Annotated in this window: 10 protein-coding genes and 1 pseudogene; 6 read left to right on the forward strand and 5 right to left on the reverse strand. The window is 72.3% G+C overall.

Features of this window, described 5'->3' with window-relative positions; all coding sequences use genetic code 11:
• Window positions 1-109: 109 nt before the first annotated feature.
• Both ACSMXV_RS13840 and ACSMXV_RS13845 read left to right on the forward strand, forming a co-directional pair.
• A complete protein-coding gene (locus tag ACSMXV_RS13840; RefSeq protein WP_473177927.1) occupies window positions 110-1,360 on the forward strand; it encodes a hypothetical protein in 1,251 nt (416 codons plus the stop codon).
• Between the two features lie 46 nt (window positions 1,361-1,406).
• Window positions 1,407-1,577: a hypothetical protein gene (locus ACSMXV_RS13845; protein WP_473177928.1), complete on the forward strand. Its 171-nt coding sequence runs from the start codon at window positions 1,407-1,409 to the stop codon at window positions 1,575-1,577.
• Window positions 1,578-1,683: 106 nt separating this feature from the next.
• On the opposite strand, the gene ACSMXV_RS13850 is transcribed toward ACSMXV_RS13845, so the two are convergent.
• The 3 genes from ACSMXV_RS13850 to ACSMXV_RS13860 all read right to left on the reverse strand — a co-directional run bounded on the left by ACSMXV_RS13850 (window position 1,684) and on the right by ACSMXV_RS13860 (window position 4,835).
• Window positions 1,684-2,643: a 3-oxoacyl-ACP reductase gene (locus ACSMXV_RS13850; protein WP_473177929.1), complete on the reverse strand. Its 960-nt coding sequence runs from the start codon at window positions 2,641-2,643 to the stop codon at window positions 1,684-1,686.
• Window positions 2,644-2,769: 126 nt separating this feature from the next.
• The gene (locus ACSMXV_RS13855) at window positions 2,770-3,846 is read right to left on the reverse strand and encodes a Zn-dependent alcohol dehydrogenase (RefSeq protein WP_473177930.1); all 1,077 of its coding nucleotides are present in this window, start codon (window positions 3,844-3,846) and stop codon (window positions 2,770-2,772) included.
• 116 nt (window positions 3,847-3,962) lie between these two features.
• Complete coding sequence (locus ACSMXV_RS13860) at window positions 3,963-4,835, reverse strand: MaoC/PaaZ C-terminal domain-containing protein (protein WP_181659693.1); 873 nt, start codon at window positions 4,833-4,835, stop codon at window positions 3,963-3,965.
• Window positions 4,836-5,037: 202 nt separating this feature from the next.
• On the opposite strand from ACSMXV_RS13860, the pseudogene ACSMXV_RS13865 reads away from it, so the two are divergent.
• Window positions 5,038-5,130: pseudogene (locus ACSMXV_RS13865) on the forward strand (DNA-binding response regulator); the annotation flags it as partial.
• Window positions 5,131-5,164: 34 nt separating this feature from the next.
• On the opposite strand, the gene ACSMXV_RS13870 reads toward ACSMXV_RS13865, so the two are convergent.
• The gene (locus ACSMXV_RS13870) at window positions 5,165-6,643 is read right to left on the reverse strand and encodes an MFS transporter (protein ID WP_473177931.1); all 1,479 of its coding nucleotides are present in this window, start codon (window positions 6,641-6,643) and stop codon (window positions 5,165-5,167) included.
• Window positions 6,644-6,797: 154 nt separating this feature from the next.
• Window positions 6,798-9,062, reverse strand: coding sequence for an acyl-CoA dehydrogenase (locus ACSMXV_RS13875; protein ID WP_473177932.1), 2,265 nt, complete (start codon window positions 9,060-9,062; stop codon window positions 6,798-6,800).
• A gap of 195 nt (window positions 9,063-9,257) precedes the next feature.
• Here ACSMXV_RS13875 and ACSMXV_RS13880 point away from each other — a divergent pair, with 195 nt between their 5' ends.
• The 3 genes from ACSMXV_RS13880 (at window position 9,258) to ACSMXV_RS13890 (ending at window position 11,980) form a co-directional block, all read left to right on the forward strand.
• Complete coding sequence (locus tag ACSMXV_RS13880) at window positions 9,258-9,953, forward strand: class I SAM-dependent methyltransferase (RefSeq protein WP_473177933.1); 696 nt, start codon at window positions 9,258-9,260, stop codon at window positions 9,951-9,953.
• Window positions 9,954-9,974: 21 nt separating this feature from the next.
• Window positions 9,975-10,976: an N-acetylmuramoyl-L-alanine amidase gene (locus ACSMXV_RS13885; RefSeq protein ID WP_473177934.1), complete on the forward strand. Its 1,002-nt coding sequence runs from the start codon at window positions 9,975-9,977 to the stop codon at window positions 10,974-10,976.
• A 185-nt stretch (window positions 10,977-11,161) separates the two neighbouring features.
• Window positions 11,162-11,980, forward strand: coding sequence for a DUF5336 domain-containing protein (locus ACSMXV_RS13890; RefSeq protein ID WP_473177935.1), 819 nt, complete (start codon window positions 11,162-11,164; stop codon window positions 11,978-11,980).
• Window positions 11,981-11,991 lie beyond the last annotated feature (11 nt).

Raw genomic sequence — 11,991 nt, forward strand, 5'->3', positions numbered from 1 at the left:
ACTTCCTCAGGCGAATCGGGACATCGCCACCCTTTGGTGTGAAGCGGGTGTCCGCTGGTGCCACGCCAACGCGTACGAAAACTAGCTTCGGCGCCGGAGGTGACCCACGATGACGGCCCTTGCCATCGAGTCGGTTGCGGAGAACGAGCAGAAAGCGTTCGGCATGCGGCGGACGGCATGCATGATCGCCGCGGACGGCTCCTACGCCGCGCGGCTGGCGTACGACGGTCGGTCCTGGTTCCCCGAGCGGTGGACGCTGGACGGGCCCGAGCCCTATGCGGTGCCGCTGCCCGCGAACCAGCCGGAGGAGCCCGGCACCGAGGTGCTCCCCCTCACCGACGGGCGCGTGCTGATCCACCGCGTCACGGCCGGACGGCATGCCTTCTCGCTCCTCTATCCGACCGGTCCGGAGACCGGCGAGCTGCGCCTCGGGACCGTGCAGTGCGGAGATCTGAGCCTGCTGCCGCCCGCGCCCGGCGGCTCGCGTGCGTACGCGCTCGCGGCGGGCGAACAGTCGACGGCGGTATGGCTGGTGGCGGGCGGCACGTTCGGGCCCGAGCATGTCGCCGAGATCCCGGGCCGCTGCTCGGGCGGCGTCTGGCTCGACCGTACGGGCCGGATGCTCGCCCTGGACCGGCGGCTGGACGGGCGCACCAAGACAGTCGCGGTCGACCTGGAGCGCGGCGGCGAGGTGTCGCCGCTCCTGCAGATCACCGAGGAGAGCAACGACCGGTTGCTGCTCGCGGACGCCGACAGCGGGCTGCTGCTGATCCGCTCCGATGCCCCGTCGCCGGGCCATGACCGACTGGGCTGGGGGGTGCTGGGGAGCACGCTGCCGGTGCGCTTCCCCGAGTGCCTGCGGCTGACCGACTGCGCGGTGACGCCGTTCGCGATCCAGCCGGGGCAGGCGCTGATGCCGGAGAGCAGCGCGGTGGCGCTGCGGATCGACGGCGCGGCGGGCAGCTGGCTCGGCGTGTGGCGGCCCGCACAGAAGCATGTGCACCAACTCCCCGCCCCCGAGGGCTGGTTGGCCGGGGCTGGGCTGTGGACGCGGGACGGGGTGCTCCGGCTGCCGTATGCGACGAATGCCGTGCCGTGCGGGGTTGCGCGGGTGCCCGCGCCGACGGAGACGCCCCGGCCCGCCGCCCCCGACGGAGGACCGTCCTCAGGACCGGACTCGGCCTCAGGAACGGCATCGGGCGCGGGCTCGGGTTCGGACGCGAGCTCGCCCCCCGGATCCGGAGCAACGGTGCGAAAGCCGCGGTGGGAGAGGGTGGAGACGAACCCCGCCGCGGCCGCGGGACCACGCCCGGTCCCGTTGCAGCAGGCACCTCTCAACGGCCGTGAGGCCGCCGGTTAGACTCGCCCGCTGCACCGAAAGATCTTGTTACGGGGTGACCTATCGGATGACGGAAACCAGAAGCAGTACGGACACGACGACCAACGACCCGCGGGCTGCCGCGCAGCAGCCCGACGGCCACGGCAGGCACCGGGGCCCGAAGTCCGCCCTGGAGGGCGGCACGGCGGAGACGCCGGCCCCGCGCGGCCGGCACCGCAAGCCGTCCGACGAGGGCTGAGGCCCGCGGAGACGGACAGATACGAGGGGCCCGGCACCTGCGCGGAATGTGCGCAGGTGCCGGGCCCCTCGCACGACCCGTGCTCGCGACAGCATCTGGCTCGGAACTACCCGCGCTTGAGACCCAGCACCTCCGCCGCCGCGAAGGTCTCGTCCGCCGGACGCCCCTCGTAGTACGGCGAGAGCAACTCGTCGAGCTCCTCGTAGGAGAAGAGCTCCTTCGCGGTGTCGAACTTGGCGGCCACCTTGGGGCGTTCGACGATGGCGACCATGCCGCCGTGGACGACGAGCAACTGGCCGTTCACCCGGGCCGCCGCGGGCGAGGCCAGATAACCCACGAGCGGGGCGACGTGCTCGGGCGCCAGCGGGTCGAGCCGGCCTTCACCGGGCTGCCCGCCGTCTGAATCAGGTGGAACGGCCGCGAAGACGTCCTGGGTCATGCGGGTCCGGGCGCGCGGGCAGATGACGTTGGCCGTCACGCCGTACTTGCCGAGCGCCAGTGCCGTCGATGTCGTCAGCCCGACGATGCCGCCCTTGGCCGCCGCGTAGTTGGGCTGTCCCGCCGATCCGGCGACGAACGCCTCGGACGAGGTGTTGATGATCCGCCCGTGGACCGGGCCGCCCGCCGCCTTGGAGCGCTCGCGCCAGTGGACGGACGCGAAGTGCGTCGTGTTGAAGTGGCCCTTCAGATGCACCCTGATCACCGAGTCCCACTCGTCCTCGGTCATCGAGAAGATCATCCGGTCGCGCAGAATGCCCGCGTTGTTGACCAGGATGTCGAGCTTGCCGAACGTGCCGATCGCGAGATCGACCAGCGCACCGGCCTCCTGGAAGTCGCCGACATCACCGGTGTGAGCGACCGCCGAGCCGCCCGCCGCCCGGATCTCGGCCGCGACGTCCTCGGCGGGGGCGGCCGAGCCCTCGCCGGAGCCGTCCCTGCCCGGCCGTCCGTAGTCGTTGACGACGACTCTCGCGCCGAGCCGGGCGAGCTCCAGTGCCTCGGCCCGCCCCAGGCCGCGGCCCGCCCCCGTGACGATCGCGGACAGGCCCTCGAGTGGCAGTGACATCACGGTCCCTTCGATCGCGGACGTCGGGGTCAAGAGACGTTGGAGGTTCGGGAGACGTTGGAGGTTCGGGAGACGTTGGGGTTCGGGAGACGTTGGGGTTCGGGAGACGTTGGGGTTCGGGAATGGTCAGATCTCGATGCACGTACGCAGCGCCGCCCCCGTGCGCATCTGGTCCAGCGCCTCGTTGATCTCGGCGAGCGGCACGCGGTGCGTGATGAGCCCGGACAGGTCGATGCGCCCCGCGCGCCAGAGCGCGATGGTGCGTTCGTACGAGCGCATGACGTCCCCGCCGCCGTACATGGACGGCAGGATCCGCTTCTCGTCGAAGAACAGCTCGAACATGTTGAGCTGCAGGAAGTCGTCCATGGCGCCCGCGCCGACGACGACCAGCGTGCCGCCACGCCGGGTCGTCTCGTACGCGGTCCGGGCGGTCGCGGACTTTCCGACGACCTCGAAGACGTAGTCGAAGCCCTCGCCGCCGGTGATCTCCTGCTTGGCGTCGGCGAGTTCCTCCGGTGCGGCGGCCCGCGTGGCGCCGAACCTCAGCGCGGCCTCACGTCGCGACGCGACGGGGTCGACGGCCACGATCTCGGCGGCGCCCTTGAGCCGCGCCCCCTGGATCGCCGAGATGCCGACGCCGCCGCAGCCGATCACAGCCACCGACGAACCGGCCTCCACATCGGCCGTGTTGAGCGCGGCGCCGAGCCCGGTCGTCACACCGCAGCCGATGAGCGCCGCGATGTCGAAGGGCACGTCGTCCGGGATGGGCACGGCACAGGCGGCGTCGACGACGACCTCCTCGGCGAAGGTGCCGGTGCCCGCGAAGCCGAAGACGTCACCGCCGGGGCGCTTGAAGTTGGGGGTGCCCGCGTTCATGAACCCGGCGAGGCACAGTTCGGTCTGCCCACGCTTGCAGGAGGGGCACTGGCCGCACGCCGGGAGCCAGCACACCACCACACGGTCGCCCGGCTTGAGGTTCGTGACGCCCTCGCCGACCTCCAGGATCTCGCCGGCGCCCTCGTGCCCGGGGATGAAGGGCGCGGGCTGCGGCAGCACGCCGCCCATCGCGGAGAGGTCCGAGTGGCACAGACCGCCGGCCCTGACGCGGACCCTGACCCTGCCGGGGCCGAAGCCCACCGCCTCGACGTCGTCGAGCACCTCGAGCTTGTCCTGGCCGATCTCGTGCAGTACGGCTGCGCGCATGGTGCGGCTCCCCTCAGGAGGTCCGACGATCACGAATGGTCACGGCTGTTTCGCTGTTATGAGCGTTTCGGCGGCTACGAAGAATCAGGCAATGAAGAAGGCGATCACGAAGGCGATCACGAATGCTCGACGACGGTGTCGGCGAGCACGGGAGCGTCGTCCCTCTCGACCGCGGTGACCGACACCTGGACGCTGCTGTCCCGCTGCCACATCCGGATGCGCAAGGTCTCGCCCGGGAAGACGACACCGGCGAAACGCGTGCTGTAGGAACGGACGCGTGCCACGTCCCCGCCGAGGAGCGTGTCGACGACCGCCTTGAGAGTGATGCCGTAGGTGCACAGACCGTGCAGGATCGGCCGGTCGAAGCCGGCGAGCTTGGCGAACTCGGGGTCGGCGTGCAACGGGTTCCAGTCGCCGGACAGCCGGTAGAGCAGGGCCTGGTCCGGGCGGACGGCCCGCTCGACGGTCCGGTCGGGCTCCCGCGAGGGCGGTTCGAGGCGCGTGGACGGTCCGCGGTCGCCGCCCCATCCGCCCTCTCCCCGTACGAAGATCTGGGCGTCGCTCGTCCACAGCGGCCCGTCGTCGTCGGCCGCTTCGGTACGGAGTACGAGGACGGCGGCCTTGCCCTTGTCGTAGACGGCCGCGACCCGCGAGGTGGACACCGCTGTGCCCTTGACCGGGATGGGGCGGTGCAGCTCGATGGTCTGCCCGCCGTGCAGGACGTTCGCGAGGTTCACGTCGATGCCGGGTGTGGAGAGGCCGCCCACGACGCCCATGCCGGCGCCCGCGACGGTCGCGAAGCTGGGCAGGACGTGCAGCCTGGACTCGAGGACGTAGCGCAGCTCGTCGGGGTCGGTGGCGGGGTTGTCCCGGTCGGGGTTCGCGCCCGCGCCGATGCCGAGGTGGTAGAGCTGGACGTCCTTGTGGTCCCAGGCGATCTCCGCGGACCGGGGCTCGGCGGCGGTGGCCTTGGCGGCGTCAATGGGCATGGAACTCCTGCTCCTCGCGGGAAAGACCTCGGTGCGGCCGTCCGCACCGTCGGTCGCACCGAGGTCGTCACTGGGCCGGACCGGGCCCGTCCGGACCGGCCGTGAAACCCGCCCGTTCTAGAACGCGTTCCAGTCCGGCGACCCCATGTATAGCCCAGGCGCCGGTAGTTGTGAAGGCTCCTGACGTCATGTCAGATACGACGTGCGGAACTGTCCGTCGTCGGCGATCGGCAAGACCGGGACGCGCAACCGCATGGAGGCGGTTCGGGAGGCGCGGCAGCAGGGGTGGCTCTAGGGAAGTACACCCGCTCGCCGCGGACACCGAGCGATCACTGGGGCGACGGCGCGCGGCCACCGGCCGAGGCCGAGTCCGTGCGGCGCGCGGCGCCCGAGGCCCGCGGCAGCCACAGCAGCATCAGCACCGCGCCACCGAGCAGGACCAGCGCGCTCGTCCGGAACGCCAGTGCATAGCCCGCGGCCAGCGCCTCCGCGGATGTGCCGTCGGCGGTACGTGACGCCGCGAGTGTCGACATCACGGCCAGACCGAGCGAGCCGCCCATGACGCGCGAGGTGTTGACCAGGCCCGAGACCAGCCCGGCGTCACCGGAGGGCGCCGCCGACGTGGCGAGGGAGGCGAGCGGGGTCGCCGAGAGGCCCGCGCCGGCCATCATCAGGATGCCCGGCAGCATGATCGCGGTGAGGTACTCGCCGTGGGCGCCCATCGTCGACTGCCAGCCGAATCCGGCGGCGGCCATCAGGGTGCCGGCGACCGCGACGTACCGGGCGCCGACGAGCCGCATGAAGCGCGGCGCGAGCTTCGAGCCGAGGACGATGGCAAGCGAGCTCGGAACCAGCGCGAGCCCCGCACCGAGCGGCGTGTAGCCCAGCACGTTCTGCGCGTACAGGGTCATGAAGAACCACATGCAGAACATGGCCGCGCCGCACAGGAAGATCGCCGCGTTCGCCGACGACACCGAGCGCAGGCGGAACAGCTTCAGCGGCATCAGAGGCGTCCGGCTGCGCGCCTCGGTCAGCAGGAAGAGACCCAGCAGCACGAGCCCCGCGCACAGCGGCACCAGCGTCGCGGCCGCCACCCAGCCCTCGGCCTCCGTCTGCACGATGCCGTACGAGAAGGTGCCGAGCCCGGCCGTCACCAGCAGCGCGCCCGGCAGATCGAGCCGCCGTCCGTCCTCGCCCCGGCTCTCGGTGATCCAGAGCGCGGCCCCGGCCAGCACGAGGGCGCCGACAGGCACATTGATCAGCAGCACCCACCGCCAGGACAACGTGTCCACCAGGAGGCCGCCGACAAAACCGCCGGCCGCCCCGCCGCCCGCTCCCACGGCGGTCCACGTCGCGATCGCACGCGCGCGTGCCGCTCCTTCCGGCACGGCCGACGTGAGGATCGTCAGAGTCGACGGAGCGAGCACGGCCGCGCCGAGCCCTTGTGCGGCGCGCGCGGCGAGCAGCTGCCAGCCCTCCTGCGCGATTCCGCCCGCCAGCGAGGCCAGCGTGAACAGGCCGAGGCCTATCAGGAACATGCGCTTGCGCCCGTACAGGTCCCCGGCCCGGCCGCCCAGCAGCATGAACCCGGCGAAGGCGATCGAGTACGCGTTGACCACCCACTGCAGTCCCGAGGCGCTCAACCCCAGATCGGCCCGCATCGAGGGCAGCGCCACATTGACGACGGACACGTCGAGGACCACGAGGAACTGTCCGGCGCAGACCGCGGCGACCACCAGCCAGGTCGGCGGGGCGCTGCGGCGGACGGACGGGGAAGTGTCTGTGACGGCTCGGGACATGGGTGCCATGCTCTCAATCGTCCGGCCTTCAGGGCATCGGGATTTCGCTGCACGCTACATCGGCCACAGGGACTAGGACTCGCCTCACCACATCGGCCACAGGGACCAGGACTCGGCTCACCTCATCGGCGACAGGAACCAGGACTCGCCTCACCGCCGTCCGTCAGTCGCGCGGCAGGCCGAGGATCCGTTCGGCGACCACGTTGAGCTGCACCTGCGTCGTACCGCCCGCGATGGTCAGACAGCGCGACAGCAGAAAGCCGTGCACGGCCCGCTCGCCCGCGCCCTCGCGCACCGCGCCCGCCGGGCCCAGCAGCTCCAGGGCCAGCTCCGCCACCTTCTGCTGGTGGGCGGTCTGGACGAGCTTGCGGACGGACGCGCCCGCGCCCGGCTCCACTCCCGACACCTGCTGCAGGGTCGTGCGCAGCCCGATACAGGCCAGCGCGTGTGCCTCCGCCATGAGCGCCCCGATACGGGCCCTGCCGGCTCCGTCGAGGCCGTCGGCGCGCGCGATGAGCGCCTCGAGGTCCGTGTCGAACGTCAACTGGTCGGCCATGTGGACGCGTTCGTTGCCGAGCGTGTTGCGGGCGACCTTCCACCCCTCGTCGACCGCGCCGACCACGGCGTCCGCAGGCAGCAGCACGTCGTCGAACCACACCTCGTTGAACATCGATTCGCCTGTGATCTCCTTCAGCGGGCGGATACCGATCCCGTCGGTGCGTTTCATGTCGACGACGAAGTAGGTGAGCCCCTTGTGCTTGGGCGCCTCGGGATTCGTACGGGCGAGGAGGATGCCGTAGTCGGCGCGGTGGGCCGCCGACGTCCACACCTTCTGCCCGTTGATACGCCACCGCCCGTCCGCCGTCCGCTCGGCCCTGGTCCGCAGGGATGCCAGGTCGGACCCGGCACCGGGCTCGGAGAACAGCTGGCACCAGAGCAGGTCGCCGCGGAGGGTCGGCAGCAGATAGCGCTCCTTCTGGTCCTCCGTCCCGTACGCGATCAGCGAGGGCACCACCCAGGTGGCGACGGAGAGGTCGCTGAGGCGCACACCTGCTGCCGTGAGCTCAGCCTGTACGGCGAGCTGCTGGACGGGCCCGGCGCCCAGACCGTACGGCTCGGGCAGATGCGGGGCGGCGTAGCCGGTGGGCGCGAGCGCGCGGCGGGCCGCGGCCGGGTCCAGCCCGCCTACTCCTTCGATCACCTTCCGCGCCCGCGCCCGATGCGGCTCCGCCTCCTCCGGAAGCTCCAGCCGCAGCTCGCGGCGCGCCCCGCCCTCGGCCGGCCGCAGGGCCCGCAGCCGGTGTGCGTCCCCGTTCCCGGCCAGCTGCCGCGCGACCAGCGCCCGGCGCAGATACAGATGCGCGTCATGTTCCCAGGTGAACCCGATGCCGCCGAGGATCTGGACGCAGTCCTTGGCGCAGGAGCACGCGGCGTCCAGCGCGGCACCGGCGGCGAGCGCGGTGACGAGGCTCCTGACACCGCGGACCACGCCGCTGCCTCCACGGACGCCTGGCCGGTCGGACCCGTCTCGCTCACCGGACGGCTCCCCGTCCGCCGCCTCGTCCGCCGCACGTGCCGCGTCCCACACCAGCGCCCGCGCCTGCTCGACCCGCACCAGCATGTCCGCGCACAGATGCTTGACGCCCTGGAACCGCCCGATGGGCCGCCCGAACTGCTCACGCACCTTGGCGTACTGCACGGCCGTGTGCAGCGCCCATGCCGCGGTGCCACAGGCATCTGCGGCGAGGACGAGGTCCGCGAGGTCGCGTACGAGCGCCGAGTCCACGGCGAGCACCCGGTCCGCCGGCACACGTACACCGTCCGCCGTGACCTCGGCGGTGGGCCGCGTCGGGTCGGCGCTGTCGTGCGGGCGCACCACGAGGTCGGCCGCGTCGACGGCGAACCAGAGCGTGCCGCCCGCCGCCTCGGCCTCCAGCAGCAGGAGATCGGCGTCGGCTCCGGACAGTACGGGCGGCGCGGTGCCCTCGAGCACATAACCGCGCTCGGCACCGGCAGGCTCCAGCGGACCTTCGCACGGGACAGCCGTCATCGTGCCGGTGCCGAGCGCCACGGCCCCGATGCGCTCCCCGCGACCCAGCGCACGCACCAGCTCACCCGCCCCTGCCCGGTGCAGCACGGCCGACGCCAGCACGCTGGACAGATACGGCCCCGGTAGCGCGCCCCGCGCGGCCTCCTCCAGGACGACGGCGAGGTCGACGAGATCACCGTCCCCGCCGCCGTACTCTGCGGGAAGGTGGACGCCGAGCAGCCCCTGCCCGGCCAGCTCGTCCCAGTACGCCGGACGGCCACCGGCGCCCGGCGGTGCGTCGAGGAGCCCCCGCACCTCCTCCGGCGGCACGGTGCGCGCGATCCAGCCGCGCACGGCCTGGGCCAGTTCCCGCTGCTCCGCCGTGATGCCGATCCCCATGTGAATCCTCGCTCACCGGTCGCCGCGACTGGGTCGTCCGAGCCGCCGACAGGGTAGAACACGTTTCAATCCGACGGAAGGTCAGAAGCGAGGTTCGCACCCCGTCGCCCCAGGCAGCGGAGGTGTACGGCAGCATGGGGGCACCCACACGCACGTACGAGACGTACCTGGCGCCCCAACCCGGAGGAACCCCGCATGGCAGCCGAGCCCACCCCACAGGCCCCGGCCCAGGCACACGCCCAGGCACCGGCACCGAAGCCGGACGTCCTCGCCGCGTTCGAGGCGGCCAAGGGCTTCATGCCGGTGTCCGAGGGGCTCGCCCTGTACGCGGCGGCGGTCGAGGCGGGGCGGCTCGGGCTTCCGCTCCTCGAGGTCGGCACATACTGCGGCCGCTCCACCATCCTGCTCGCCGACGCCGCCCGCGCGGCCGGCGTCACCGCGGTCACGGTCGACCACCACCGGGGCAGCGAGGAGCAGCAGCCGGGCTGGGAGTACCACGACCCGGAGACCGTCGATCCCGAGATCGGCCGGATGGACACGCTCCCCCTGTTCCGCCGGACCCTCCACAAGGCGGGCCTCGAGGACCACGTCATCGCGCTGGTGGGCCGCTCGCCGCAGATCGCACGCCTCTGGAACAGCCCGCTCGGCCTGGTGTTCATCGACGGCGGCCACACGGACGAGCACGCGACCGCCGACTACGAGGGGTGGGCGCCGCACGTGGCCGAGGGCGGTCTGCTGGTGATCCACGACGTGTTCCCCGACCCGGCCGACGAGTTCACCGGCCAGGCCCCGTACCGCATCTACCTCAGGGCCCTGGAGTCGGGCGGGTTCACTGAGGTCTCGGTGGCCGACTCGCTGCGCGTCCTGCGTCGAACCGGTCCCGGCAGCTGACCTCGCGGTTAGAGTCGCCCCGTGTCGTACGCATTCCCGGACAGCGATCCCCGTCCGCCGCGCCGGTCCCGTCGCGGGCCGCTGACCGTGGCGGTCGTCGCCCCTTTGGCGGCGGCTCTCGCGGGGTGGCTCGTCTGGCAGGCGGTGGCCGACTCCGGCGACGGCGGGACTCCGAAGGCCGTGCCGCCGTCGCAGCAGCAGTCGTCCGCGGCGGCGGGCACGACAGCGCCCGCGTCCCCGACCGCGTCCGACCGGGACAAGCCCGACGACGCCGACGACGGCACGGACGGGGACAAGAACGACGGGAACCAGGGCGACGAGGCCTCGTCCTCCGCCCCTGCCGCCACCGGCCCGCTCAAGGGCAAGGTCGTCGTGATCGACCCGGGCCACAACCCGGGGAACTTCCGGCACACGGCCGAGATCAGCCGCCTCGTGGACATCGGCACCCACCGCAAGGAGTGCGACACGACCGGCACGTCCACCAACGGCGGTTACACCGAGGCGCAGTTCACGCTCGACGTCTCCCGTCGGCTGCGCGCGCTGCTCGAAAAGCAGGGGGCGACCGTCAGGTTCACACAGGACGGCGACCGCGCCTGGGGACCGTGCGTCGACGAGCGCGCCCGTATCGGTAACAAGGCGGGCGCCGACGCCGTCGTCTCCGTGCACGCCGACGGCTCCGCAGCGGGCAACCGCGGCTTTCACGTGATCCTTCCCGGGTCCGTGAAGGCGGGTGCCGCGGACACGCGCGCGATCGTCGGCCCCTCGCGCGAGCTGGGCGAACGCATCGCGGGCAACTTCGTCCGGGCGACCGGCAGTGCCCCCTCCAACTACGTCGGCAACGGCACGGGCCTCGTCGTCCGCCGGGACCTGGGCGGGCTCAATCTCTCCACTGTTCCCAAGGTGTTCATCGAGTGCGGCAACATGCGCGACAGCTTGGACGCGGCCCTCGTGACGAGCGGCGCATGGCGGCAGAAGGCGGCGCAGGGGATCTCTGAGGGAATCGTGAGTTTCCTGCGCGGGTAGATCCCGGTAGCTGCCGTCCCGGACGACACCCCGAGCGGCCGGACGATAATGTCGACCGTACGATCTGGGGGGCCATCCCCGCGCTGCGCACCGCGAGCCTCGCGGCCCACGGCGGCCGACAGCGCGCCGGCATGGCGACAGCGACGCCCACCGACGACCGATGAGACGACGACGAAGGATCTGAAGTGAATATCCGCTCCCTCACTAGAGGCGACGGCGTGGTGATCGGAGCAGCGGTGCTGCTGTTCGTCGCCTCGTTCCTCGACGTAGCCGGCTGCAGCGGCGACTTCTGCGACGCGGCACCAGACTCCCCGAACTCCTGGGAACTCCTCTCGCTCGCGCTCGGTACGTACATGACCGGTGTGATCGGTGCCGCCCTGATCGTGGTCGCCCGCGCGCTGCCGCAACCGCGCAAGGTGGCGGGTCTGGACCTCGGGCAGCTGGGAGTGGCGCTGACGCTCGCCGCCGCGTGGGGCGCGTTCTGGTGGATCATCGACGCGGAGACCGCCGGCGCCGGACTCATCCTCGGCCTGATCGCCGCCCTGGTCCTGGCCGGCGCCGCCATCGCCACCCCGCTCGTGCCCGCCCTGAAGGGCGCCCTCCTCCCCGCCCCGCGCCCGCAGGCCCCGAGCCCCTACGGCGCCCAGCCTCAGGGTGGCTACGGCTACCCGGGCGTCCAGCAGCAGCCCTACGGCGGCCAGCCGGGCCAGCCCCACCAGCCGTACGGTGCGCAGCCGGGTCAGCCGCAGCATGCCCAGGCCCAGGCCCCGCAGCCGCAGCCGCACCCGCAGGCCCAGCCGCCGGCGGAGTTCTCGCCGTTCTGGTTCGCCGTGCCGGTGCCGCGTCCGCTGTTCGCGGAGGACGGCTCGCAGACGCCGATCGCCGAACTCGCTCCCGGCACCTGGTATCTGGCGGTCGACCAGCGCGGCCCGGCCCTGGTGGCCCAGACGCAGGACGGCCGCCGCGGCGTGCTGCAGGACACCACGGGGATCCAGCGCGGCTGACGCCGTAGCAC

The sequence above is a fragment of the Streptomyces sp. DSM 42067 genome, from assembly GCF_055792885.1.